At 61.8% G+C, this 24,750-nt stretch carries 32 protein-coding genes; 24 read left to right on the plus strand and 8 right to left on the minus strand.

The features are described from left to right. Positions 1–4: 4 nt before the first annotated feature. Both AC23D4_RS16330 and hemB read right to left on the minus strand, forming a co-directional pair. Positions 5–1,132 (minus strand): magnesium transporter CorA family protein, encoded by a 1,128-nt coding sequence (locus AC23D4_RS16330; protein WP_177136994.1) that lies wholly within the window; start codon positions 1,130–1,132, stop codon positions 5–7. A gap of 34 nt (positions 1,133–1,166) precedes the next feature. Continuing rightward, positions 1,167–2,168 (minus strand): porphobilinogen synthase, encoded by a 1,002-nt coding sequence (gene hemB / locus AC23D4_RS16335; protein WP_472888163.1) that lies wholly within the window; start codon positions 2,166–2,168, stop codon positions 1,167–1,169. Between the two features lie 317 nt (positions 2,169–2,485). Between hemB and AC23D4_RS16340 the strand changes: the two genes are divergently transcribed. After that, complete coding sequence (locus tag AC23D4_RS16340; RefSeq protein ID WP_487623634.1) at positions 2,486–2,608, plus strand: hypothetical protein; 123 nt, start codon at positions 2,486–2,488, stop codon at positions 2,606–2,608. On the opposite strand, the gene AC23D4_RS16345 is transcribed toward AC23D4_RS16340, so the two are convergent. The 4 genes from AC23D4_RS16345 to istA all read right to left on the minus strand — a co-directional run bounded on the left by AC23D4_RS16345 (position 2,605) and on the right by istA (position 5,982). After that, a protein-coding gene (locus tag AC23D4_RS16345; protein WP_487623745.1) for an IS5 family transposase occupies positions 2,605–3,329 on the minus strand; the annotation gives its coding sequence in 2 pieces (ribosomal slippage) (positions 2,605–3,056 and positions 3,056–3,329; 726 coding nt in all). The genes AC23D4_RS16340 and AC23D4_RS16345 overlap by 4 nt on opposite strands. Positions 3,330–3,540: 211 nt before the next feature. After that, positions 3,541–3,723 (minus strand): hypothetical protein, encoded by a 183-nt coding sequence (locus AC23D4_RS16350; protein ID WP_305335885.1) that lies wholly within the window; start codon positions 3,721–3,723, stop codon positions 3,541–3,543. After that, positions 3,720–4,484, minus strand: coding sequence for an IS21-like element helper ATPase IstB (gene istB / locus AC23D4_RS16355; protein ID WP_472888557.1), 765 nt, complete (start codon positions 4,482–4,484; stop codon positions 3,720–3,722). The genes AC23D4_RS16350 and istB overlap by 4 nt, the downstream gene beginning before the upstream one ends. Next, the gene (istA, locus tag AC23D4_RS16360) at positions 4,471–5,982 is read right to left on the minus strand and encodes an IS21 family transposase (protein ID WP_472890610.1); all 1,512 of its coding nucleotides are present in this window, start codon (positions 5,980–5,982) and stop codon (positions 4,471–4,473) included. The genes istB and istA overlap by 14 nt, the downstream gene beginning before the upstream one ends. 919 nt (positions 5,983–6,901) lie before the next feature. On the opposite strand from istA, the gene AC23D4_RS16365 reads away from it, so the two are divergent. From AC23D4_RS16365 to AC23D4_RS16470, 22 genes are all read left to right on the plus strand, one after another. Next, complete coding sequence (locus AC23D4_RS16365) at positions 6,902–7,933, plus strand: hypothetical protein (RefSeq protein WP_472890546.1); 1,032 nt, start codon at positions 6,902–6,904, stop codon at positions 7,931–7,933. A gap of 273 nt (positions 7,934–8,206) precedes the next feature. After that, positions 8,207–8,635, plus strand: coding sequence for a CopD family protein (locus AC23D4_RS16370; RefSeq protein WP_177136997.1), 429 nt, complete (start codon positions 8,207–8,209; stop codon positions 8,633–8,635). Between the two features lie 9 nt (positions 8,636–8,644). Then, a complete protein-coding gene (locus AC23D4_RS16375) occupies positions 8,645–9,760 on the plus strand; it encodes a VanZ family protein (RefSeq protein WP_472890547.1) in 1,116 nt (371 codons plus the stop codon). 9 nt (positions 9,761–9,769) lie between these two features. After that, entirely contained in the window at positions 9,770–10,108 is a 339-nt protein-coding gene (locus AC23D4_RS16380; protein WP_472890548.1) for a (2Fe-2S) ferredoxin domain-containing protein, read from the plus strand. 65 nt (positions 10,109–10,173) lie between these two features. Next, positions 10,174–10,797: an alpha/beta hydrolase gene (locus AC23D4_RS16385; RefSeq protein ID WP_177137000.1), complete on the plus strand. Its 624-nt coding sequence runs from the start codon at positions 10,174–10,176 to the stop codon at positions 10,795–10,797. A gap of 42 nt (positions 10,798–10,839) precedes the next feature. Continuing rightward, entirely contained in the window at positions 10,840–12,018 is a 1,179-nt protein-coding gene (locus AC23D4_RS16390) for a D-alanyl-D-alanine carboxypeptidase family protein (protein WP_218179492.1), read from the plus strand. Between the two features lie 189 nt (positions 12,019–12,207). Next, positions 12,208–12,585 carry a 30S ribosomal protein S12 gene (rpsL, locus tag AC23D4_RS16395; RefSeq protein WP_056266875.1) on the plus strand — a complete coding sequence of 126 codons (378 nt, stop codon included), beginning with the start codon at positions 12,208–12,210 and terminating at the stop codon, positions 12,583–12,585. A gap of 153 nt (positions 12,586–12,738) precedes the next feature. Continuing rightward, a complete protein-coding gene (gene rpsG / locus AC23D4_RS16400) occupies positions 12,739–13,209 on the plus strand; it encodes a 30S ribosomal protein S7 (protein ID WP_068169697.1) in 471 nt (156 codons plus the stop codon). An 81-nt stretch (positions 13,210–13,290) separates the two neighbouring features. After that, on the plus strand, positions 13,291–15,393 hold the full coding sequence (gene fusA, locus AC23D4_RS16405) for an elongation factor G (RefSeq protein WP_472890550.1): 2,103 nt from the start codon (positions 13,291–13,293) through the stop codon (positions 15,391–15,393). Between the two features lie 109 nt (positions 15,394–15,502). Further along, a complete protein-coding gene (gene tuf / locus AC23D4_RS16410; protein ID WP_472890328.1) occupies positions 15,503–16,693 on the plus strand; it encodes an elongation factor Tu in 1,191 nt (396 codons plus the stop codon). A gap of 11 nt (positions 16,694–16,704) precedes the next feature. Further along, positions 16,705–17,019: a 30S ribosomal protein S10 gene (rpsJ, locus tag AC23D4_RS16415; RefSeq protein WP_068174613.1), complete on the plus strand. Its 315-nt coding sequence runs from the start codon at positions 16,705–16,707 to the stop codon at positions 17,017–17,019. 217 nt (positions 17,020–17,236) lie between these two features. After that, positions 17,237–17,911, plus strand: a complete 675-nt coding sequence (gene rplC / locus AC23D4_RS16420; RefSeq protein ID WP_472890327.1) for a 50S ribosomal protein L3 — start codon at positions 17,237–17,239, stop codon at positions 17,909–17,911. Beyond that, complete coding sequence (rplD, locus tag AC23D4_RS16425; RefSeq protein ID WP_305360858.1) at positions 17,911–18,531, plus strand: 50S ribosomal protein L4; 621 nt, start codon at positions 17,911–17,913, stop codon at positions 18,529–18,531. The genes rplC and rplD overlap by 1 nt, the downstream gene beginning before the upstream one ends. Beyond that, positions 18,528–18,842, plus strand: coding sequence for a 50S ribosomal protein L23 (gene rplW, locus AC23D4_RS16430; protein ID WP_305360857.1), 315 nt, complete (start codon positions 18,528–18,530; stop codon positions 18,840–18,842). The genes rplD and rplW overlap by 4 nt, the downstream gene beginning before the upstream one ends. 2 nt (positions 18,843–18,844) lie before the next feature. Continuing rightward, positions 18,845–19,669, plus strand: coding sequence for a 50S ribosomal protein L2 (gene rplB, locus AC23D4_RS16435; protein WP_472890326.1), 825 nt, complete (start codon positions 18,845–18,847; stop codon positions 19,667–19,669). 12 nt (positions 19,670–19,681) lie between these two features. Then, entirely contained in the window at positions 19,682–19,957 is a 276-nt protein-coding gene (gene rpsS, locus AC23D4_RS16440) for a 30S ribosomal protein S19 (RefSeq protein ID WP_077334601.1), read from the plus strand. A gap of 9 nt (positions 19,958–19,966) precedes the next feature. Beyond that, complete coding sequence (gene rplV, locus AC23D4_RS16445; protein ID WP_177137006.1) at positions 19,967–20,302, plus strand: 50S ribosomal protein L22; 336 nt, start codon at positions 19,967–19,969, stop codon at positions 20,300–20,302. Positions 20,303–20,317: 15 nt separating this feature from the next. After that, a complete protein-coding gene (gene rpsC / locus AC23D4_RS16450; protein ID WP_305725237.1) occupies positions 20,318–21,193 on the plus strand; it encodes a 30S ribosomal protein S3 in 876 nt (291 codons plus the stop codon). Between the two features lie 2 nt (positions 21,194–21,195). Further along, a complete protein-coding gene (rplP, locus tag AC23D4_RS16455; protein ID WP_177137008.1) occupies positions 21,196–21,612 on the plus strand; it encodes a 50S ribosomal protein L16 in 417 nt (138 codons plus the stop codon). Positions 21,613–21,628: 16 nt separating this feature from the next. Then, positions 21,629–21,835 carry a 50S ribosomal protein L29 gene (gene rpmC, locus AC23D4_RS16460; RefSeq protein WP_177137009.1) on the plus strand — a complete coding sequence of 69 codons (207 nt, stop codon included), beginning with the start codon at positions 21,629–21,631 and terminating at the stop codon, positions 21,833–21,835. Between the two features lie 11 nt (positions 21,836–21,846). After that, entirely contained in the window at positions 21,847–22,116 is a 270-nt protein-coding gene (gene rpsQ / locus AC23D4_RS16465) for a 30S ribosomal protein S17 (protein ID WP_177137010.1), read from the plus strand. Between the two features lie 137 nt (positions 22,117–22,253). Next, complete coding sequence (locus tag AC23D4_RS16470) at positions 22,254–22,766, plus strand: peroxiredoxin (protein ID WP_472890325.1); 513 nt, start codon at positions 22,254–22,256, stop codon at positions 22,764–22,766. A 70-nt stretch (positions 22,767–22,836) separates the two neighbouring features. Here the strand turns inward: AC23D4_RS16470 and AC23D4_RS16475 are convergent, their stop codons facing one another. Next, the gene (locus AC23D4_RS16475) at positions 22,837–23,331 is read right to left on the minus strand and encodes a GNAT family N-acetyltransferase (RefSeq protein WP_472890324.1); all 495 of its coding nucleotides are present in this window, start codon (positions 23,329–23,331) and stop codon (positions 22,837–22,839) included. A 67-nt stretch (positions 23,332–23,398) separates the two neighbouring features. Next, a complete protein-coding gene (locus tag AC23D4_RS16480) occupies positions 23,399–24,073 on the minus strand; it encodes a cytochrome b/b6 domain-containing protein (protein WP_472890323.1) in 675 nt (224 codons plus the stop codon). Positions 24,074–24,221: 148 nt separating this feature from the next. Here AC23D4_RS16480 and AC23D4_RS16485 point away from each other — a divergent pair, with 148 nt between their 5' ends. Beyond that, the gene (locus tag AC23D4_RS16485; RefSeq protein ID WP_472890322.1) at positions 24,222–24,674 is read left to right on the plus strand and encodes a c-type cytochrome; all 453 of its coding nucleotides are present in this window, start codon (positions 24,222–24,224) and stop codon (positions 24,672–24,674) included. Positions 24,675–24,750: the final 76 nt, after the last annotated feature.

Here is a 24,750-nt window from a genome sequence, read left to right on the forward strand (position 1 = left end):
AGGATCAGCGCTCGCCGGTGCGGGCGAGGTAGCGTTTGCGCCAGAACAGCACGCTGAGCACCACGGCCGTGAGCGTCATCGAGCCCATGGCCCACCAGAATCCCGACTCCTTGTGCAGCAGTGGAATGAATTCGAAGTTCATGCCGAAGATGCCCGCGATCAGGTTCAGCGGCAGGAAGATGGCGGTCAGCGCCGTGAGCGTGCGCATGATGTCGTTGGTGCGGTTGCTCTGTGCCGAAAAATGCATCTGCACCGCGGTCTCTGCGTTCTGCTCCAGCCGGCGCACGTTGTGCACCACACGTTCGATGTGCTCCAGCACGTCGCGGCTGCGCACCTTGAGCAGCTCCAGTCCGCGATGGCCTCCAAAGTGGTCGCTGGCGGAACCCTCGATCACTTCCCAGCCAGACAGCGCTTCGATCCAGTCCTGGATGGCGGCGCGCTGGTCTTCGCAGATTTCGTCCAGGTGGTGCAGCGAAATGCGCGCGTCCAGCAACGAGCCCCAGTTGTTGAAGCGCGTCGAGGGGTGCAGCAGTTCGGCTTGCCAGTGGTCCAGCTGGCGGGTGAGTTCGCGCCGCAGATCGAGGTAGCCATCCACCATCTGGTTCACGATGCGCAGCATCAGGTCGGCCGGCCCGCTGGGCAGGTTCACGCCAGCGGCGCGCGAAGCGGCCGAGGCTGCGGCGAGCAGTCGCGAGGCGTACTGTTCCAGCACCGTGCAGCCCGCGGGGTGGACCGTGACCAGTACGCGGTCGAACACCGCAAACCCGACCGGGCTGGTGTCGATGCGGCGCAGCACCGGCGGACCGCCGCGTTTGATGTGTTGCGTCAAGACCTGACCGGGGTGCGCGAGGTCGGTCTCGCTGTGCCCTGCAGCAAGCCGACGGAACACCAGGATGTCGTACTGCGAGGTGTAGTCGAAGTGCGAGGGCAACTGGTTGTTGAGCAGGTCGGACACGTGCAGGTCGACCAGCGTCACGCTGTGCAGGGCGTGCAGCGTGGACTGGATGTGACCTTGCTCCAGTTCGAACTCGCGCCGGCCGCAGGCGATCCAGACAAAACTGCGTGGCGCCAGTTCGGTGGGCAGCGCCCCGGTTTCGTGCACGGCACCGGGCAGAACGTGGAAGATGCGCATGCGTCGGTGGCCAGGCAGGCGGTGGTGGGGTGGATCAGCCGCGCAGCAGGCGGGCCGCGTCGCGCGCGAAATAGGTCAGCACGCCGTCGGCACCGGCACGCTTGAAGGCCAGCAGGCTTTCCATCATCACCGCGTCGTGGTCCAGCCAGCCGTTGATCGCAGCGGCCTTGAGCATGGCGTACTCGCCGCTGACCTGGTAGGCGAAGGTCGGCACGCGGAACTCGTCCTTCACGCGGCGCACGATGTCCAGGTAGGGCATGCCGGGCTTGACCATCACCATGTCGGCGCCTTCGGCCAGATCCAGCGCCACTTCGCGCAAGGCTTCGTCGCTGTTGCCCGGGTCCATCTGGTAGACCTTCTTGTCGGCCTTGCCCAGGTTGGCGGCCGAGCCCACCGCGTCGCGGAACGGACCGTAGAAGGCGCTGGCGTACTTGGCGCTGTAGGCCATGATGCGCGTGTGCACCAGACCCTTGGCGTCGAGAGCCAGGCGGATGGCGCCGATGCGGCCGTCCATCATGTCGCTGGGCGCCACCATGTCCACACCGGCTTCGGCCTGTGTAAGCGCCTGCTTCACCAGGATCTCGACTGTCGGGTCGTTCAGGATGTAGTTGTGCTCGTCCAGCAAGCCGTCCTGACCGTGGCTGGTGAAGGGGTCGAGCGCCACGTCGGTCATCACACCCAGTTGGGGAAATTGTTTCTTCAGTTCGCGCACCACGCGCGGCACCAGGCCATCGGGGTTCAGCGCTTCACGGCCGTCGGGCGTCTTGAGCGACGGGTCGATCACCGGGAACAGCGCCATCACCGGAATGCCCAGTTTCACGCAGTCTTCGGCCACCGGTAGCAGCAGGTCCAGGCTCAGGCGCTCCACGCCCGGCATGGAGCCCACCGCTTCGCGTCGGCCGTGCCCATCGAGCACGAACACCGGGTAGATCAGGTCGGCCGGGCTGAGCCGGTGCTCGCGCACCAGATCGCGTGTGAAGGCATCACGCCGCAGGCGGCGGGGGCGGGACAGGGGGTAGGGGGCTGGGATGTGCATGCCTGTATTGTGGCAAAGCCGCCGCGGGTGGCCGACCCGGTTCGGTTGAATCCAGTCCTCAAAGTGTCTGAAACTACCGGGTTTCAATTCGTAAGAAGATGGGGGTGATTGAAAAACCCAGAAGTTTGTGTTGAACTCTCTCATAAGAAGAAAATACAAGTGTGCGCCGGCTGTCCTGGGCTGGCGAAGGTATTTTTTTGATCTTCCGATCGGCCGTCCGCATCGAAACGCCCTGGGGGTGATGTGACATGACCGGATGCACCGGCTGCATGCGACTGTCGATAGGGTCCTGGCTTCTTTATTCACCGAGTTCTGCCATGTTGCAAACCAAGAAAAACTCCGCCACCCCACCCGTGGGTACCAAACCGGCGGTCGCCGGTGCGCCCGAAGCCTGGTCGCTCGACGACCATTGGCCCGAGCTGGTGGCTAGGGCCTGTTAACACAAACTTCGAAGGCCATCGACCACCAGCACAAAGCTAAGAAACCCCAGGAACATCGCATCGAGTTTCTCGAAGCGGCTGAAGATGCGCCTGTAGCCCTTGAGTCGGCGGAACAGGCGTTCAACTTCATTGCGGCGCTTGTACATCTCACGGTCGTACTCCCATGGTTCGATTCGCGTCCTCAGCGGCGGCACTACCGGGATGAATCCCAGGTCAAGCGCCAACTGTCGCGTCTCGTTTCCTTCGTAGGCTCGGTCCATGAGCAGATGTACCGGCCGACTCGCTGCGCCCAGGCTCTGAAGCAACCGCCGACCTTCGGGTGCGTCATGCGCCTGGCCCGGTGAGAGGCTGAACGTTACGGCCGTTCGAGCATCCGCGGCAACCATATGAATCTTGGTGTTCCATCCGCCTCGGGACTTGCCGATGGACTGAGGTCCGTTTTTTTTAGAGCGCCTGTGCCGTCGGGATGCACCTTAATGCTGGTGGAGTCCAGGGACACCGCTTCAATCTTGATGCGCACGATCTGCTCGCGCTGCAGCGCATCAAACATCTTGTCCAGCACACCGGCCTTGGTCCAGCGACGCATGCGCGTGTAGATGGTGTGCCAGTTGCCAAACCGCTTGGGAAGTCCGCGCCACTTGCAACCGTGCTCGGCCACATACAGCATGGCGTTGATGACCTCCAAATTGCTCATGCTGACGTTGCCGCGCTGCAAGGGCAGGCAGTGTTAGCGGCGATCTAAACCCGCGTAAATCTGGCGGCGGTAAATGGTGACGGAATCCGGTGGTCATTTGTGGCGGCGGATTCTGGTGGCGGCTTTCGGTGCTGAGTGCGCCACCAACAGCAAGGGCCCCGTCAGGGGCCCTTGCTGTTGGCGTGGGAGATTCGTCGTTGTTCAGAACGGCAACTCCGGGTCAAAGTCGTCCAGCGATTCACTGTGTCACGCGCTGCTCGCGCAGCAGGTTCTGGATGACCCGGCCGTAATGGGTCCAGACGCGATCGCGCAGATCATCAAGCAACTCCATCACCGCCAAGGCCTGCTCTGGTGTCCAGGTGTCGTCCACCGTGAAGGGCAGCCCATGGTGCAGTCCTGAAGGCGGGTGCCACGGCTTCATGCTGTTTCCTTCGACGGTTTGCGCTTTGCGGTGCGCGCCCGGGCGCGTTCTTGTGCCTCCTTGTGCCGGTACGACTGGCCCTTGATACCGACAATTTCGGCGTGGTGGACCAGGCGGTCCACGAGTGCGACCACGCAGGCCGCGTTGGGGAACACTTCACCCCACTCGGCAAACGATTTGTTCGTGGTGATCAGCGTGCTCTTGTGCTCGTGGCGCCGGCTGATCAACTCGAACAGCAGATCGGCATAGCGGCTGGAATACGACAGATACCCGACCTCATCAATGGCCAGGAGCTCTGGCCTGGCGTAGTGGCGCAGCCGGGTGCGCAGTGCCGAATCGCTGTCCAGACTGGCCAGCTCGCCCAGCAGCTTGCCGGCGGTGGTGAACAGGACGGTGTGTCCCTGCAACACCGCCTGGTGCGCAATGTTCTGCGCGATCGTGGTCTTGCCGACCCCGGAGGGCCCCACCAGGATGGCGTTGCTGGCGTTTTGCAGGAACTGCAGCGTCATCAGCTCGCTCACGCTGGCCTGGTCAATCTGCTCGGGCCAGCGCCAGTCGTAATCCACCAAGGGCTTGAAGCGCCCGATGCGCGCACTGTGCAGGCGCCGCTCCATGGATCGGCGGGTTCTCTCCTGCTCTTCCCAGTCCAGCAATGTGCCCACCCAGGGTTCGGTGCAGCAGGTACTCCAGTTGGCCAGCACCCCGTGCAGTTGCAACGCCTGGGCGCGGTGTTTGAGTGTGGCCGAATCAGTTGCTGGCATCGTCACTCTCCTGCGTGAGACGGTCATAGCTGTCCAGGCTGTGGGGGCGCACGGCGATGTCGCGCGCGCGCACCTGCGCGGACAGGGCCACGCCCAGCGGGGGCGGGGTTTGCTGCTGGCGCTGGCGTTGGCGTTGGTGTTGCAGCGCCAGACGAACCGCATGGGGGTGCGGCACACCGCGGCTCATGGCATCGGCGACGGCGGCCGTCATCTGCGTGCGTCCATGCACATCCAGGAGTTCCTGCAACTCACGGGCGATGCGTCCCAGCGGCTCACCCCGCTTGGCCGCCTCTGTCAGCAAATCCTGCACCTGAGGCAGCGCGTGCACCAGGCGGTCCGTGTCGCGATGGGCTCGCGCGGCTCGCTTGTGCTGCACCAGTTCCTGCACATGGGCCTCGATCTCGATCTGCTGAGCCTTGTCCCAGCAACGCGGGTGCGTGGCCAGTGCCTGCTGGCCGTCCAGAATACGCACCTCATGCAGGCTGGCGTGCACGCTCAGGCTGCGCTGTACGTGGGTGTGGGGGATGGAATAGTCGTTCAGGTCAAAGCGAACATAGGGTGTCTTGGCCGCTGTCACGCCGCGGATCTCATCGCAACAAAACGGTGTGACCGGGATGTCCATCAGGTGCGCCTTCTCTTGGTCAAAGGCCTGCTGCACCGACAGCTGGGAGTCCTCGGGGCAGCGCCGAGCGCTGGCTGCCCCGTTCACCCAGGCATCGGCCTGGGCATTGAGATCGTCGAGGCCGTCAAAGGTGCGTCCCTCGAAGAAGGCCGTGCGGATGTAGCGGATGGCCCGCTCCACGCGGCCCTTCTCATTGCCCCGGGCCGGGGCCACGGGCCTGGCCTCGAAGCGGTAGTGCGCCGAGAGTGCCAGCAAGGTGGGATTGAAGCGGATGGCCTGCCCCCTGCGTTCGAGCACCGCGCTCTTGAGGTTGTCGTACAAGACGACCCTGGGAACGGACTCCCAGGATTCAAAGGCCTGGACGTGGCCGCGCAGGAAGTTCTCCATGTGCGCGCCCAGGAAGAAGCGCAGGAAGATGCGTCTGGACCAGGACAGGACCATCACAAAGGCCATCAGGGGTCGCCTGGCTTGCCCGATCTGGATGTGGCCGAAGTGGCCCCAGTCGCATTGCCCCTGTTCACCGGGCAAGGTGCGCAGGCGCAAGTAGGCCTGTGCTGGGGGGCGTGGACGGTGCCTGGCGACGATGTGGCGAAAGTGGTCGGGGCGTCCCTCGTAACCGCGCTCGGCGACCATGGTGTGCAACCGGCTGGCCGTGAGGTTGGGGAACTGCTTCAGGGTCTCTTCAATAAAGGGCAGGTAGGGGCTCACGCCCGAGGTGCGTTGTGCGGGCACTATGGGGGCGGCGCCGGCCTGGGTGAGCACGCGCATGACGGTCTCGCGGTGCACGCCCAGCTGGGACGAGATCGTTCCCACCGGCCAGTGCTCGGCGTGGTGGTAGCGCAGGATCTGCGCCGTGAGTTCAGGTGAAATGGCCATGTGAGTCGGTACTCCATACGGATGGTTTCGATGGGCGACGAAAGCGGCAACGCAAATAGTCCAGGCGTACAAAATTCGAGACCGAACGGCCGCAAAACTGGCACTTGCAGCGTTGACTTGCGTCTGGGATCAGAGCGGTTGTTTCGCCGGGTGGGAGTACATCAGTGCAGGGCGGTGGTGGGCTACCCTGATGCGTCACTGTTTGCTGGCGCGCCCTCCATTGCCCCTGGCGTCTGGCGTGAGCGTGACGGCCCTTGCGGCTGTCCTGGTAGCGTTTGCCGGCTGCGCGCTGGGCGCCACTTCTGGCCTGGTGCGAGCAGGCCGCGCTGCAGTAGCGCTGGCCGCGGTCGCAGTGGCTGCAGATGAGCACAGGGCAGCGGCACAGGGCGCACACAAAGCGTCTGGGCGGTGGTGACGGCGCGGGCTGGGCAGTGGGCATGGGCGCTCCATTCCCATGCGTGAGCCCATGCTATGGACAGCCACGCCCGCTTCGTGAAATACTGACAGCGGCAACGGCGCCCTCCAAAGCGGTGGGTCTCGGGGCGCGACAGTGGGTTTACCGGAAAGTGACTGTCACTGTCGCGCCTGCTTCTTACACGGGTAGGCGATATGTAACGCAAAACACCAGCGCTGCGCCATACCCCTGCGCTGACTCATGCCCGCCATGCCACGGCCAAAGCAGGCACGCCCCCCCCCCGGCACACCTCAGTGCCCTGCAGAACGGGCACCCCCCATTCAACTCAAAGGAAGTTCAAGGCATTCAGCTGACTGAAGCGGGTGAACGCGTCTGGCTTGCTCCCGACACCAGATTTACGCGGAAACTGACAGCCGTTCACAGGCAGTGTTCAATGCGCGCGAATTGCTCTTTTGTGATCTCCATGGCCGATAGTTTCGCAGCCGAGATGTCCAAAAGCAATTAGTGTTAACACGCCCTAGCCTCGCCGAGCAGTTCACCGAAAACGTCAGCTCCCTGGAAAACCAGATTGATCAGTTGCTGGCCAAGGGGCGCATCAACAAGCTGGAGCATCGGGCCCTGAGCATTCCGGCCGAGCGCATCAAGCTCGCTGGTGTCAGCGCCCAGCAGATCAACCGTTTCTACAGTGGTCGCATCCGCCAGTCGCATGAGAAGGTGGACATGGCGAAGCTGGTTGAAGACGTGTTGCAGGAGCGCAAGCAGGAGCTTGGCACGCTGGGCATTGCCTTGCGGCGCAAGCTCAAACAGGTGGATGTGCTGATCGATCCCACAATTGCACATACCTTCGTCAATGCCGTGCTTGACTGGGGGCTGCCGTTTGGCAGCCGGGTCGACATGCGTCTGGACCTCAACGCCTGGCCGCAACATGCGCGTTTGCAGATGCGCGTGGCCAATGACGGTGTGCCCCCGTCAAGCGCTGCGTCGACGGACAGCCTGAGCTGGATTCTGATCCGCCAGATTGCCATGGTGTCGGGCGGTGTCGAGATCGAGCGCGAAGTGAACGAGGAGGGTGTGAGTTTCACAGCCATGTTCACCCGCACCGTGCAGGCCGTCGACGGTATTTCGGCCGTGGACCTGTCGGACGACCACTCGTCGATGTTCAAGTCGCTTTCCGGTACCTATGTGCTCACCATTTCACCGAGCTTGCAGATCCGTGCCGACGTGCGTGATGCGCTGCGTGAGATAGGTATTTCTTCGGACAGTGTGGTTGATTTCCAACAAGCCCGCGATGCCATCAAGAGCCGCATGCCCAGCCTGATCGTGGTGGATTCGGAAATCAAGGACGACGACTTTGATGCCTTCCGCCGGGATCTGCTGCGCGAAGTCTTCGAGTTCCCTTTCGTCGAGATCTCGCCGGACGACAGCTCATTCGACATGTCGGGATTTGGCGAGTTTTCCATGGCCAAGGTGGGCCGGGGCAACATCCGCGAAGCCCTTGGCACGGCGGTGATGTTCGAACTGGCCAAGATGATGTAGTAGTCCATAGGTGTTCCTGAGGCTGACGCTGCGGCCCATTTGTCAAATCTGACAGTGGCGGCGACAAAAATCCGGACATTGTGTTGTAACATTCACTCGGGCGAGCCGAAGGGTGAGCCCCCCGCTTTTCCTCCCTGAGCGGGTGCCTTAGTGTGTGACAGCAAAAAGGCTTCCTAACCCGGCCCTGAGGGCCGGGTTTTTTTTGTCCGTCGCCGAGGCGCAACCCACCCGGCGCAGCATGTGCAGTACTCCCTGGCGGGCTAAACTGCCAGCATGCTCTGGGTCAAATCCTTCCACATCGTTTTTATCGCCAGCTGGTTCGCCGGCCTGTTTTACCTGCCCCGGATTTTTGTCAATCTGGCCATGGTTCCGCCCGAAAGTGTTGCCGAGCGCGAGCGCTTGCTGCTCATGGCGCACAAGCTGATGCGCTTCACCACCCTGTTGGCTGTTCCAGCGGTTGCACTGGGTCTGTGGCTCTGGCTGGGTTATGGGATCGGTCTGGGCGCCGGCAATGGCTGGATGCACGCCAAGCTGTTCGTCGTGGCGCTGATCCTCGGCTATCACCACGCTTGCGGCGTCATGCTTCGCAGGTTCCAGCAAGGCATCAACCGCCGGGGCCATGTCTGGTACCGCTGGTTCAACGAGGCACCGGTGATCATGCTGGTGGTCGTGGTGCTGCTGGTGGTGATCAAGCCCTTCTGAGGCCCAGGGGTGGTCACGACCCCGCGTTCTTCGGCCTGGCCACTCGCGTTGCTGTTTGCGGCGCTGGTGGTGTATGCGAGCCTGTATCCGTTTCAGGGCTGGCGCATGCAGGGCGTGAAGCCGATGGCCTTCATGTTGGCGCCGCTGCCGAAGTACTGGACCGCCTTTGATGTGATGAGCAACTTTCTGGGCTACGCCCCGCTGGCGTTTCTGCTGGCGCTGTCCCTGCTGCGCTCCGGTGCTGGGGGATGGTCCTGGTTGTTGGGCTTCACCTTGCCGCTTCTGCTGTCGTTCGGGGTGGAAACCCTGCAGAACTACCTGCCCATGCGGGTGGCATCCAGCCTCGATCTGGCACTGAACGGTGCCGGTGCGCTGCTGGGTGCGACCGCAGCCTGGATGCTGGAGCGGCTGGGTGGACTGCGCCGCTGGAGCCAGTTTCGGGCCGACTGGTTCGTGCCTGGCGCCCACGGCTCGCTGGTGCTGCTGGCCTTGTGGCCGGCAGCCTTGCTCTACCCGGTTTCGGTGCCCTTTGGCCTGGGCCAGGTCTGGGACAGGCTGGAGATGGAGCTGGCGAACCTGCTTGCGGAGACCCCATTTCTGGCCTGGGTGCCGTTCCGGGTTGAAAACCCGCTGCCGTTGAGTCCGCTGGCCGAAGCATTCTGTGTGGCGCTCGGGTTGCTGGCGCCGCTGCTCATGGGTTTCGCCGACATGCGTTCGCTGTCGCGCCGCGTGGGGTTTCTGGTGGCCTTTTTTGTGTGCGCGCTGGCTGTTTCAGGGTTGTCGTCGGCACTCACTTACGGTCCGGAGCATGGCTGGGCGTGGATCACGTCCCAGGCCTTGTTGGGACTGGCCCTGGCGTTCGTCGCCGGCCTGGCACTGCTCGCCCTGCCACGCCGGGTATGTCATGCGCTCATGCTGCTGTGCCTGGCCACGTCGCTCAGCCTGCTGAATCGAGCGCCAGTCAGTCCTTACTTCGACCAGTCGCTTGAAGTCTGGGAGCAAGGGCGCTTCATCCGTTTTTATGGCCTTTCACAATGGCTGGGTTGGTTGTGGCCTTTTTCGGCGCTGCTCTTTGGCCTGCGCGCCATCGCCCGACACCCTGGTGCCGGACAGGGCGCCCACTAAAATCGGCGCATGTCTGAAAACAAGTCGTATTACGAGCGCCACATCTTCTTCTGTCTCAATCAGCGCGAGGGGAACGAGGATTGCTGTGCCCAGCACAAGGCGCAGGCCGCCTTTGATCGTTGCAAATCCCAGGCCAAGGCCCAGGGTTTGCTCGAACCCGGCAAGGTTCGGGTCAACAAGGCGGGTTGCCTGGACCGTTGTGCCGGTGGACCGATTGCCGTGGTCTACCCGGAAGCGGTCTGGTACAGCTATGTCGACGAGAGCGACATCGACGAGATCGTGCAGTCCCATTTGCGCGACGGCGTGGTGGTGCAGCGGCTGCTGACCCCGCCGGACGTTGGACGCTGAATGCGCTCGCCTGACTGTCGAGTTCTCGTGCAGGTCGCCGATGCCAGGCTGTCCGGGGCGCACCGATGAACGCCCAGACCGAATACCTGCTGCAGGATGGTCCGGCCGGTGTGCTGGAAGTCGCGATGGACCGGCCTTCGGGCGACGCGGTCGGGATCGCGGTGCTGGCCCATCCGCACCCGCTGCATGGCGGCACACTGAGCAACAAGGTTGTCCAGACCCTCGCGCGCGCCTGCGTGCTGGCGGGCTGGACGGCTGTCCGCTTCAACTTCCGCGGCGTCGGGCGCAGTGAGGGGGCCTACGACGAGGGCCGTGGCGAGTTGGCCGATCTGTTGTCGGTGATCGAAGCGCAGGCGCCATCTGGTCCCTTGTGTCTGTCCGGGTTTTCATTCGGGGCGTTCGTCACCAGCCATGCGGCCCGCCAGCTCCATGCGCAACGCGAGATCCGGCGCCTGATTCTGGTGGGCACGGCCGCCAGCCGGTTTGAAGTCGCTCCGGTGGCTGAGGAACTTCACCCGCGTACCCTGGTCATTCATGGCGAGCAGGACGACACGGTGCCTTTGGCTTCGGTCATGGACTGGGCGCGGCCCCAGGTGTTGCCTGTGCTGGTGGTGCCCGGTGGCGGCCACTTTTTTCACGGGCAGTTGCCGTTGCTGCGCGAATTGGTCCTGCGCCATCTGCACGCCTGAAGCGGCCGCCCCTTTCCCCCATTTTTTTTCAGGAACCGGATTTTGTTGCGTCGATTGTTTTCCCGTGCTTTGTTTCTGTTGGCCGCTGCGGTGGCGTTTTCGGCCTCTGCCCAGGTGCCCCAGCCGCCCGAAGTGGCGGCCCGCGCCTATTTGCTGATGGATGTGACCTCGGGCCAGGTGCTGGCGTCGAAAGACCCCGATCTGGCGGTGGAGCCGGCGTCTCTCACCAAGCTGATGACCGCCTACATCGTGTTTGATGCCCTGAAGACGGGCAAGCTCAGTCTGACCCAGACTTTGCCGGTGAGTGAGCGGGCCTGGAAAATGCCGGGTTCGCGCATGTTCATCGATCCCAAGATGCAGGTACCCGTGGAAGACTTGGTCAAAGGCATGATCGTGCAGTCGGGCAACGATGCCACCGTAGCGCTGGCTGAGGGATTGGGCGGCAGCGTGGAGCGTTTTGTGCAGCTGATGAACCAGCAGGCGAAAGCCTTGGGCATGAACGCCAGCGGCTTCAAGAATCCCGAAGGCCTTACCGAGGCAGGTCACACCACCACCGCCCGCGACCTGGCCACGCTCGCCACCCGCCTGATGCGCGATTTCCCCGACTTCGTGCCCTATTACGCCATTCAGCGCTACCGTTATCCCGGCACCCCTGCCGCCAACGACACCAACCGCAATCTGCTGCTGTTTCGCGACCCCAGTGTGGACGGCCTGAAGACCGGTCACACCAGTGCCGCGGGCTATTGCCTGGTCGCCACCGCCCATCGGGCCGTACCCGCCTTGGGCAGTGGGCCGCAGGGACAGCGGCGTCTGTTGAGCGTGCTGTTGGGCGCTTCGAGCGAAAACGCCCGCGCCGCCGAAAGCCAGAAGTTGCTGAACTGGGGCTACACCGCGTTTGATGCCGTGCGCCTGTCCCCTGTTGGCGAGCCGCTGGTATCGCCGCGCGTCTGGAAAGGCAAGGCGGAAGTCGTCAAGCTGGGCCGGCCCGAGGGTGTTGTGGTGTCCGTTCCTGCTGGCGAGGGTGCGAGGCTGAAGACCGAGGTCACCCGCCCGGAACCTTTGGTCGCGCCTTTGATGCGCGGCCAGGCGGTGGGCATTCTGAAGGTGAGTCTGGCCAACGGTACGCCGGTGGCCGAGGTGCCGCTGAGCGTGCTGGAGACGGTCGAGGAGAGCGGTGTCTTCGGCCGGGCCTGGGACGCTGTGCGCCTCTGGATTCAGTAAGCTGCGCCTGAAATGCGCGGCACGAAGACACCTCGCGCTTGAGAAAGCGCTGTGCATCCGCGTGTGTTCCGGCGACATTTTGCGTGGGCGTTTGTCAGAAGAACAAGCCCGTGCTACATTAGAGGGCTTTTCGGAATCTTCCGAGAAGTTTTCGTTTTCGCTTTTTTAAACGTTTAGGGACGTTTCTTCATGCCAACCATCAATCAACTCGTGCGCCACGGCCGGGAGGTCGAAAAGACCAAATCCAAGAGCCCGGCCATGGAAAACTCTCCGCAGCGTCGCGGTGTGTGCACCCGTGTGTACACCACGACCCCCAAGAAGCCCAACTCCGCTCTGCGTAAGGTTGCCAAAGTGCGCCTGACCAACGGTTTTGAGGTCATTTCCTACATCGGCGGCGAAGGCCACAACCTGCAGGAACACAGCGTCGTGCTGGTTCGCGGCGGTCGTGTCAAGGACTTGCCTGGTGTGCGTTACCACATCGTGCGCGGTTCGCTGGACCTGCAGGGCGTGAAAGACCGCAAGCAGTCGCGCTCCAAGTACGGCGCGAAGAAGCCCAAGGCCAAATAATCCTGGTTTTTCGGTGTTTGGCCGGCCGGCAAGCTGTGTCGAACGTAGTGACCCCAAAACGCCATGTCGGCGTCGGGTCGAGTAAGTGAGGGCCTTGCTGGGTTCTCGCGGTGTCTGAAAAGACGCCAACTGAAGCAAATTTGAGGTGTAAAAATGCCACGTCGTCGCGAAGTCCCTAAACGTGAAATCCTGCCGGATCCCAAGTTCGGCAACGTCGAGCTCTCCAAGTTCATGAACGTGATCATGGAAGGCGGCAAGAAAGCTGTCGCCGAGCGCATCATTTACGGTGCGCTGGAGCAGATCGAGAAAAAGACCGGCAAAGACCCGGTCGAAGCCTTCTCCATTGCCATCAACAACGTCAAGCCCATGGTGGAAGTCAAGTCCCGCCGTGTCGGCGGCGCGAACTACCAGGTGCCTGTTGAAGTGCGCCCGGTTCGTCGCCTGGCGCTGTCGATGCGCTGGATCAAGGAAGCTGCCCGCAAGCGCAGCGAGAAGTCCATGGCCATGCGCCTGGCCAACGAGCTGATCGAGGCCACCGAAGGCCGTGGCGGCGCCATGAAGAAGCGTGATGAAGTGCACCGCATGGCCGAAGCCAACAAGGCTTTCAGCCACTTCCGCTTCTAAGTCCCGCTTTTCCCAGTCATCCAAGGCGAGCCCGCAAACCCCAGAAGGGGTGGCGGGCTTGCCCAATTCAGGAGTATTTCCATGGCACGCACTACGCCACTGGAGCGGTACCGCAATATCGGTATCTCCGCTCACATCGACGCCGGCAAGACCACCACGACCGAGCGCATTCTTTTCTACACGGGTGTGAACCACAAGATCGGTGAAGTGCACGACGGTGCCGCCACCATGGACTGGATGGAGCAGGAGCAGGAACGTGGCATCACGATCACCTCCGCCGCCACGACCTGTTTCTGGAAGGGCATGGACCTGTCCTTCCCCGAACACCGCATCAACATCATCGACACCCCCGGCCACGTGGACTTCACCATCGAGGTGGAGCGCTCCATGCGCGTGCTCGACGGCGCCTGCATGGTGTACTGCGCCGTGGGCGGTGTTCAGCCCCAGTCGGAAACCGTCTGGCGCCAGGCCAACAAATACAAGGTGCCGCGTCTGGCCTTCGTGAACAAGATGGACCGCACCGGTGCCAACTTCTTCAAGGTCGTCGAGCAGATGAAGTTGCGCCTGAAGGCCAATCCTGTGCCGATCGTGATCCCGATCGGTGCCGAAGAGCATTTCAGGGGCGTGGTGGATCTGCGCAAGATGAAGGCTATCATCTGGGATGAAGCGTCCCAGGGCATGAAATTCAACTACGAAGAAATTCCCGCTGAACTCCTGGAGCAAGCCAAAGAGTGGCGTGAAAAGATGGTCGAGGCTGCGGCCGAAGCCAGCGAAGAGCTGATGAACAAGTACCTTGAAGAAGGTGACTTGACCGAAGAGGAAATCACCCAGGGTCTGCGCGTGCGCACGCTGGCGACCGAGATCCAGCCGATGCTGTGCGGAACCGCGTTCAAGAACAAAGGTGTGCAGCGCATGCTCGACGCCGTGATCGAGTTGATGCCCTCCCCGGTGGACATCGCCGACGTCAAGGGCACGGACGACGACGAAGCCGACACGACCCGCAGGCCTGATGACAACGAGAAGTTCTCGGCATTGGCCTTCAAGCTGATGACCGACCCTTATGTCGGCCAGCTCACCTTTGTCCGCGTCTACTCTGGCGTGATGAAAAAGGGCGATTCGGTCTACAACCCGATCAAGGGCAAGAAAGAGCGCATTGGCCGTATCGTTCAGATGCACGCCAACAACCGGCTGGAAGTCGAAGAAATTCGCGCCGGCGACATCGCTGCCTGCGTGGGCCTGAAGGACGTGACCACGGGTGAAACCCTGTGCGACCCGGATGCCATCATCATGCTCGAGCGCATGGTCTTCCCGGAGCCTGTGATTGCGCAGGCTGTGGAACCCAAGACCAAGGCCGACCAGGAAAAAATGGGCATTGCCCTGCAGCGCCTGGCCGCAGAAGATCCGTCTTTCCGCGTCAAGACCGACGAAGAGTCGGGTCAGACCATCATCGCCGGCATGGGCGAACTGCACCTGGAAATCATCGTTGACCGCATGAAGCGTGAGTTCGGTGTGGAAGCCAACGTGGGCAAGCCACAAGTGGCTTACCGCGAGACCATCCGCAAGACGGTGGAAGACTCCGAAGGCAAGTTTGTGCGCCAGTCCGGCGGCAAGGGCCAATACGGTCACGTGGTGTTCAAGATCGAGCCCAACGAAGCCGGCAAAGGCTTTGAATTCGTCGACGCGATCAAGGGCGGTGTGGTTCCTCGCGAATACATTCCTGCGGTGGAAAAGGGTGTGATCGAAGCCCTGACGACTGGCGTGCTGGCGGGTTATCCGGTGGTGGACGTGAAGGTCACGCTGCACTTCGGTTCCTACCACGACGTGGACTCGTCCGAAATGGCCTTCAAGATGGCCGCCATCTTCGGTTTCAAGGAAGGCTGCCGCAAGGCCAGCCCGGTGATCCTGGAACCCATGATGTCGGTGGAAGTCGAGACGCCTGAAGACTACGCCGGTAACGTGATGGGCGATCTGTCCAGCCGTCGCGGCATGGTGCAGGGCATGGAAGACATGGTCGGTGGCGGCAAAGCCATTCGCGCCGAAGTGCCTCTGTCGGAGATGTTCGGTTACTCGACCACGCTGCGCTCCATGTCGCAAGGCCGTGCCACCTACTCGATGGAGTTCAAGCACTACGCCGAAGCACCGCGCAACGTGGCTGAAGCCATTGTTGCGGCGCGCGCCAAGTAAGTTTTAGCCGGTCTGCGATCACGCGCCGCCCTGTCCCCGTGCGGGGCGAATCAGCAGTGTGATGCAGACCTTAAACCGTGACACGGGTTTGTTCTTTAGGAATTGAAAAATGGCAAAAGAGAAATTTGAGCGGACCAAGCCGCACGTGAACGTCGGCACCATCGGTCACGTGGACCACGGCAAGACCACCCTGACGGCGGCGATCACCACCGTGCTGTCGGCCAAGTTCGGCGGTGCAGCCAAGGCCTACGACCAGATCGACGCGGCTCCGGAAGAAAAGGCCCGCGGCATCACCATCAACACCGCCCACGTGGAATACGAGACGGCCAACCGCCACTACGCCCACGTTGACTGCCCCGGCCACGCCGACTACGTCAAGAACATGATCACCGGTGCCGCCCAGATGGACGGCGCCATCCTGGTGTGCTCGGCCGCTGACGGCCCCATGCCCCAGACCCGCGAGCACATCCTGCTGGCCCGTCAGGTGGGCGTGCCTTACATCATCGTGTTCCTGAACAAGTGCGACATGGTCGACGACGCCGAGCTGCTCGAACTCGTTGAAATGGAAGTGCGCGAACTGCTCGACAAGTACGAATTCCCTGGCGACGCCACCCCCATCATCCACGGCTCGGCCAAGCTCGCCCTCGAAGGCGACAAGGGCCCTCTGGGCGAAGAAGCCATCATGAAGCTGGCCGATGCGCTGGACACCTACATCCCCACGCCTGACCGTGCGGTGGACGGTGCCTTCCTGATGCCCGTGGAAGACGTGTTCTCCATCTCCGGCCGCGGCACCGTCGTGACCGGTCGTATCGAGCGCGGCATCGTCAAGGTCGGCGAAGAAATCGAGATCGTCGGTATCAGCGACACCCAGAAGACCACCTGCACCGGCGTGGAAATGTTCCGCAAGCTGCTGGACCAGGGCCAGGCTGGCGACAACGTCGGTATCCTGCTGCGCGGCACCAAGCGCGAAGACGTGCAGCGCGGTCAGGTGCTGTGCAAGCCCGGCTCCATCAAGCCGCACACGCACTTCACCGGCGAGATCTACGTGCTGTCCAAGGATGAAGGTGGCCGTCACACGCCGTTCTTCAACAACTACCGTCCGCAGTTCTACTTCCGTACCACCGACGTGACCGGCTCGATCGAGTTGCCCGAAGGCAAGGAAATGGTCATGCCGGGTGACAACGTGTCGATCACGGTCAAGCTGATCAACCCCATCGCCATGGAAGAAGGCCTGCGCTTCGCCATCCGCGAAGGCGGTCGTACCGTTGGCGCCGGCGTTGTTGCCAAGATCATTGCGTAAGGAGCACACACATGTCTTCCAAGCAAAAGATCCGCATCCGCCTGAAGGCGTTTGACTACAAACTGATCGACACCTCGGCCGCCGAGATTGTGGACACCGCCAAGCGCACCGGGGCCATCGTCAAGGGCCCCGTGCCCCTGCCGACGCGCATGAAGCGTTTTGACATCTTGCGTTCGCCGCACGTCAACAAGACGTCGCGCGACCAGCTCGAAATTCGCACCCACCAGCGTCTGATGGACATCGTGGACCCGACCGATAAAACGGTTGACGCCCTGATGAAGCTCGACCTGCCGGCCGGCGTGGACGTCGAAATCAAGCTGCAGTAATGCACGCATGGCAAGCCTGGCGAGAGTCAGGCTTGCGCAAATTCAGCCTGCTGGTTATACTCGTAGGCTTTTCAGGCCTTTGGTCTGAGAGATGATCGTTTTTTCGGTGCTGACCGGTGGGTCCGGAGCGCCTTAACAATGTGTCGCAGCGCTGCCTCAGGGCAGAGGCGGGCACAACATCAGCCCCGGCCAATTGAAGTCGGGAACGGAGAAAACAATGAGTCTTAGCAACTCCCTCGGGTTGTTGGGTCGCAAGGTGGGCATGATGCGCCTGTTCACCGATGATGGGGACGCAGTTCCTGTCACGGTGGTCGACGTGTCCAACAACCGTGTGACACAAGTCAAAACCCAAGCCAACGATGGCTACGATGCGCTGCAGGTCACCTTTGGTGCCCGCCGTGCTTCACGCGTCACGAAACCCGAAGCGGGCCACCTGGCCAAGGCCGGTGTTGAAGCGGGTGAAATCATCCAGGAATTCCGCGTCGCCTCCGACGTCGCTGCCCAGTACCAGCCCGGTGCCGTGGTGGCTGCCACTGCTGTGTTTGCGGCTGGCCAGAAGGTGGACGTGCAAGGTACTTCGATCGGTAAAGGCTTCGCCGGCACCATCAAGCGCCACAACTTCAAATCCCAGCGCGCGTCGCACGGCAACAGCCGTTCGCACAACGTCCCGGGCTCCATCTCCATGGCACAAGACCCCGGTCGCGTGTTCCCCGGCAAGAAAATGACCGGTCACATGGGCGATGACACCAAGACCATTCAGAACCTCGACATCTTCCGCGTTGACGAAGCCCGTCAGCTGCTGATGATCCGTGGCGCTGTGCCGGGCTCCAACGGCGGTTTCCTGACCGTTCGCCCCGCCATCAAAGCCAAAGTCAACAAGGGAGCTAACTGATGCAAGTTGAACTCCTGAATGACCAGGGTCAAGCCTCGTCCAATGTGGACGTGCCCGAGACCGTTTTTGGTCGCGACTACAACGAAGCGCTGATTCACCAGCTGGTCGTGGCCTATCAGGCCAACGCCCGCCAGGGTACGCGAGCTCAGAAGGACCGTGAGCAGGTCCATCACTCGACGAAGAAGCCGTTCAAGCAAAAAGGCACGGGCCGCGCCCGCGCCGGTATGACCTCTTCCCCGCTGTGGCGTGGCGGCGGTCGCATTTTCCCGAACAGCCCCGACGAGAACTTCACCCAGAAGATCAACAAGAAGATGTACCGTGCCGGCATGGCCTCCATCTTCTCGCAACTGGTTCGTGAAGGCCGTCTGGCTGTGGTCGATTCCATGACGGTGGATTCACCCAAGACCAAGCAGCTCGCCGACAAGTTCAAGGCCATGAACCTGAACCATGTTCTGGTGATTGCCGAGGAAGTGGACGAAAACCTGTATCTGGCTTCGCGCAACCTGCCCAACATCCTGGTTGTTGAGCCGCGTTACGCCGATCCGGTGTCCCTGGTGCACTACAAGAAGGTGATTGTCACCAAGGGCGCCATTGACAAGCTCAAGGAGATGTTCGCATGAGCGTCACGAAATACGATGAAGGCCGTCTGATGCAGGTGCTGGTTGCGCCGATCGTGTCGGAAAAGGCCACGCAAGCCGCCGAGCAAACCAACGCTGTGCTGTTCAAGGTGCTGCGGGATGCTTCCAAGCCTGAAATCAAAGCCGCTGTGGAATTGATGTTCAAGGTGGAAGTCAAGGGCGTGTCCGTGCTCAACCAAAAAGGCAAGTCCAAGCGCTTTGGCAAGTCGGTTGGTCGTCGCGACCACGTGCGCAAGGCCTACGTGACGCTGATGCCGGGTCAGGAACTGAACTTCGGCGGGGAGGCTGTTTAATCATGGCAGTTATCAAGATGAAGCCCACCTCACCAGGCCGTCGCGGCATGGTGAAGGTCACGCGTGACCACCTCCACAAAGGTGAAGGTTATGCGCCGCTGCTGGAACCACAATTCCAGAAGGCCGGTCGCAACAACAACGGTCACATCACGGTTCGCCACAAGGGCGGTGGTCACAAGCACCACTACCGCGTGGTCGACTTCCGTCGCACCAAGGACGGCATCCCGGCCAAGGTCGAACGCATCGAGTACGACCCCAACCGCACCGCCCATATTGCGCTGGTGTGCTACGCCGATGGCGAGCGCCGCTACATCATTGCCCCGCGCGGTGTTGAAGTCGGTGCCACGCTGCTGTCCGGTTCGGAGTCGCCGATCCGTGTCGGCAACACCCTGCCGATCCGCAACATTCCCGTCGGTTCGACCATCCACTGCATTGAGTTGCAAGTCGGCAAGGGCGCGCAAATCGCCCGTTCCGCTGGCGCCTCGGCCGTGTTGCTGGCCCGCGAAGGCATTTACGCCCAGGTGCGCATGCGCTCGGGTGAAGTGCGCAAGATCCACGTGGATTGCCGCGCCACCATCGGTGAAGTGTCCAACCAAGAACACAGCCTGCGTCAGCTGGGCAAGGCCGGTGTGAAGCGTCACATGGGTATCCGTCCGACCGTTCGCGGTACCGCGATGAACCCGATCGACCACCCGCACGGTGGTGGTGAAGGCAAGACCGGCGAAGGCCGCGCTCCGGTGGATCCATGGGGCAACCTGACCAAAGGCTACCGTACGCGCAACAACCGCCGTACGCAGTCGATGATCGTGTCGCGTCGCAAGAAGTAAAGGGTTGACAACATGACTCGTTCACTCAAAAAAGGCCCTTTCATTGACCATCATCTGATGGCCAAGGTGGAAAAGGCCGTGTCCACCAAGGACAAAAAGCCCGTCAAGACCTGGTCGCGCCGCTCCATGATCCTGCCCGAGTTCATCGGCCTGACCATCGCTGTGCACAACGGCAAGCAGCACGTGCCCGTGTACATCACCGATCAGATGGTGGGTCACAAGCTCGGCGAGTTTTCGCTGACACGCACGTTCAAAGGCCACCCGGCCGATAAAAAAGCGAAGAAGTAAGGACCAACCATGAATACAGAAACTCGCTCTGTCGTTCGCGGCGTGCGCCTGTCGATGGACAAGGGCCGCCTGGTTGCGGACCTGATTCGCGGCAAAAAGGTTGACCAAGCCCTGAACATCCTGGCGTTCACGCAGAAGAAGGCCGCTGGCATTGTCAAGAAAGCGCTTGAATCCGCCATCGCCAATGCTGAACACAACGACGGCGCCGACATCGATGAATTGAGGGTCAAGACCATCTACATCGAACAAGGCACCACGCTCAAGCGTTTTTCGGCCCGCGCCAAAGGCCGCGGCAACCGCATCAGCAAACCCACCTGTCACATCTATGTGACAGTTGGCAACTGAAGAGGTCACTGGAATATGGGACAGAAAATCAACCCCACCGGGTTCCGCCTCGCGATTTCACGCAACTGGGCCAGCCGCTGGTACGCAAGCAACCGCGACTTCGCCGGCATGCTGGCCGAAGACATCAAGGTGCGCGAGTACCTCAAGGGCAAGCTGAAGAACGCCGCGGTTTCCCGCGTCGTGATCGAGCGTCCTGCCAAGAATGCCCGCATCACCATTTACTCGGCACGTCCGGGCGTGGTGATCGGCAAGAAGGGTGAAGACATCGAGAAGCTGAAGAAAGAACTGGCCGCCAAGCTGGGCGTGCCGGTTGCGGTCAACATCGAAGAAGTGCGCAAGCCCGAAATCGATGCCAAGCTGATCGCCGACAGCATCACGCAGCAGCTCGAAAAGCGCATCATGTTCCGCCGCGCCATGAAGCGCGCCATGCAGAACGCCATGCGTCTGGGTGCCCTGGGCATCAAGATCATGTCGTCGGGTCGTCTGAACGGTATCGAAATCGCTCGTTGCGAGTGGTACCGCGAAGGCCGCGTGCCGCTTCACACCTTGCGCGCCGACATCGACTACGGCACGTCCGAAGCCAAGACCACCTACGGCATCATCGGTGTCAAGGTCTGGGTCTACAAGGGCGACACCCTGGGTCGCAACGATGCGCCTGTGGCTGCCGAAGCACCGCGTTCCGAAGAAGATCGTCGTCCGCGTGGTCCGCGCCGCGAGCGTCCGGCAGGTCCTCCTGCCCGCGCTGCGGTTCGCCGCCCTGGCGCCAATGCCGCCCCGGCCGATGGCAGCGACAAGCCTGCCGAAGCCACGGGTGGTGACACCAAACCCGCCGTTAAGCGCGTTCGTAAAGACGCACCCGCATCTGCAGCTGCGGACGGCAAAGGAGAATAAACATGTTGCAACCCGCTCGTCGCAAGTACCGTAAAGAGCAAAAAGGCCGCAACACGGGCGTCGCCACCAGTGGCGCCACCGTGGCTTTTGGTGACTTCGGTCTCAAGTCCACCGATCGCGGCCGTCTGACGGCCCGCCAGATCGAAGCCGCACGCCGTGCGATTTCCCGTCACGTCAAGCGTGGCGGCCGGATCTGGATCCGCGTCTTCCCGGACAAGCCGATTTCCCAGAAGCCTGCCGAAGTCCGCATGGGCAACGGCAAGGGTTCGGTCGAGTACTACGTGGCTGAAATCCAGCCCGGCAAGGTGCTCTACGAGATCGTCGGTGTGCCCGAACAGCTGGCGCGTGAAGCCTTCACGCTGGCTGCTGCCAAACTTCCTTTGCGCACCACGTTCGTGACGCGCATGCTGGGTCAGTGATTCAGGAGAACATGAGATGAAAACTGCTGATCTGCGCAAAAAGGATGTGGCCGGCCTCGAAGCCGAAGTGAAATCGCTGCAAAAGGCCCATTTCGGTCTGCGCATGCAAAAAGCCACGCAACAACTCAACAACACCGGTACGCTGGGCGACACCCGCCGTGCCATTGCTCGCGCCAAGACCATCCTGGCCGAGCAACAGCGTGCAGCGGCTGCTGCCAAATAAGGAGCGAAACCATGACGGAAGCTAAAACATCCCTCAAGCGCACCTTGATTGGCAAGGTCGTCAGTGACAAGCGTGCCAAGACCGTGACGGTTCTGGTCGAGCGCCGTGTGAAGCACGAGCTCTACGACAAGATCGTTGCCAAGTCGAGCAAGTACCACGCGCACGACGAAGCCGGTGAATACAAGACGGGCGACGTGATCGAGATCACCGAAAGCCGTCCGCTGTCCAAGACCAAAAACTGGGTTGCCACCCGCCTGGTTCAAAAGGCCGCACTGGTGTAAGCCTGTTGTTGCGCCCTGCAGCGCAACCCGAAAAAGCGACCGACAATTCGGTCGCTTTTTTTATTTCTGACGTCGCCGGCTGGCGGTTCGTCTCATCCGGCCCGACGTGGCCCTTTCACGCACAACGAGGAGCACCCATGATTCAGATAGGCGATAGGATTCCCGCGACCACGCTCATGGAGTACATGGAGGTCGAGGGCGATGGATGCAGCATCGGGCCCAACCCGGTGGACACGGCCAAGGCCAGCGCTGGCAAGACCATCGCTATTTTTGCCTTGCCCGGTGCGTTCACCCCTACTTGTTCGGCCAAACATGTGCCGGGTTATGTGGCGCAGTTCGATACCCTCAAGGCCGCGGGTGTCGATGAAATCTGGTGTCTGAGCGTGAACGACGCGTTTGTGATGGGTGCCTGGGCGCGCGACCAGAAAACCGGCGACAAGGTGCGCATGCTGGCCGACGGCAGCGCGGAATTTGCCAAGGCCACGGGCCTGACACTGGACCTGACGGCGCGCGGCATGGGCCTGCGCAGCAACCGCTATTCCATGCTGGTGAAGGATGGCGTGGTCAAGGCGCTGAACATCGAAGGCCCGGGTCAGTTCGAGGTGAGCGACGCCGACACCTTGCTGGCACAGATCAAAGCAGGCGTCTGAACATTGCGGGCGACATCAAGGGCATGCCGCCAGCGGATGGCCTGCCCTTCTATCGCTGGTGATCGCCACGCTAAAGCATGGCTTTGAGGTAGTGCGCTCCTGCCAGAGGGTTGTGGTAGTAGGGGGGCACCTCGACAAAACCTGCCTCCTGGTACATGGCCCGTGCCGTCTCCATCTCGCTCAGGGTGTCCAGCAACATGGTGGTGTAGCCCGCGAGCCGGGCCATCGACATGGTCTGTTCGACCAGCTGGCGCCCCAGACCAAAGCCCCGGAATGCGCGCCGGACAAACAGGCGTTTCATTTCGCAGGCGTTGAGGTGGTCACTGCTGATCAATGGACGGAAGGCACAGCAGCCGGCGGGGAGGCCATCCACACAGGCCAGCATCAAGCCACCTCCGGGTGCCGAGTAGTCGCCGGGCAGGGTCACCAGCTCGTTGGCGAAGCCCTGGAAGCACAGGTCCACGCCCAGATCGGCTTGGTACTCCAGAAAGAGTGTACGGATGATGTCCACATCTTCGCCAGCGTGGACCAGGCGCAAGCTGACTTCGGCTGGGGACTCGTTCATGGATGAGGGGTGCTCGGGCAATTCCGGATCACGACTATAGACGACAAGGCGTTCGGGCCGCAGTCAGTCAAAACCCGGTCACGGTACCCAGGTCCACCAGCCTATATACCACCAGCGCGCACAGGCACAACACCCCCAGGGCCAGCAGGCGCGACTGCGCAGAGTCCCGCGCGCTCGAGACGGGCGTGGCGACCTGCTTGTCACCGACGATCATGGGACGCACCAGATCTTCCTTCTTGGCGATCCTGTAAAAAACTATCGCCAGAAGGTGCAGCGCCACGAGGGCCAGCACAATGAACTTGCCGACATTCTTGTGGTAGCTGGTGGCCAGACTGACGGTATCACCTGAGACCAGGCTCACCAGCGGGCCGGTGAACGCAATTTCATCGTCGCTGAAAAGACCGCTTCCGACCTGCAGCAACAAGAGTGCCAGCAATCCAAAAACGGAGAATGCTCCCAGCGGATTGTGGCCGACGCGGTGTTCCGGACGGGCCTGGCCTCTGAGGTAGTTCAGCACCGTGGCGGGGCCGTACAGAAAGCTGGAGAAGCGGGACCAGTGCCCGCCTACAAAACCCCAGACCAGCCTGAACAGCAACAGGGTCAACACCGCGTAACCCAGGCGCAAGTGCCAGTTCATCCAGTTCCCACCCACATTGGCCGTGACGATCTGGCCAATGACACAGACCACCAGAGCCCAGTGGAACAGGCGGGTGGGCAGATCCCAGACGCGGATGGTGTGCATGGTCGAGCCTCCTGTGGTGACGCCTGCATTATGGAGAAAACAGCGCGCCATCAGTTCCTGCGGAACTTAATCATCGGACGTAGACTCAGCGCGTTGTAGCACTCACGGGCTACAACAACACATCCAATCCACTTGCTCAGGAGTCACCATGAAAACGCTTGCCTCTCTTGCTCTCGGTGTAGCTGCGGTCAGCTTGTCCTTTCCCGCTGCGGCCCAGTTCCAGAAGCCCGAAGATGCGGTCAAGTACCGCAAAGCCGCGTTCACCGTGATGGCCGCCCATTTTGGACGCATCGGTGCGATGGCCAGTGGCAAGGCGCCGTTCGATGCCAAGGTGGCGGCGGACAACGCGGCCATCGTGGAGACCATGAGCAAGCTGCCCTATGCGGGCTTCGGCCCGGGGACGGACAAGGGTGAGACCCGTGCGCTGCCCGCGATCTGGACCGAGCAGGCGAAATTCAATGCGGCGGCCGAGAAAATGCAGGGGGAAGTGGCCAAGCTCGCCGCTGCCGCGAGAACGGGCAATCTGGACAGCGTGAAGACCGCGTTCGGCGCAGCGGGCCAGTCGTGCAAGGCCTGCCACGACGACTTCCGCAAGGACTGAAGCGTGGAGCACATCGTTCGTGGGGCGCTTGACGGCGTCCGCGAATGACAAAAAAGCCGGCTTCGAGGAGCCGGCT

The organism is Hydrogenophaga sp. L76 (genome assembly GCF_057654755.1).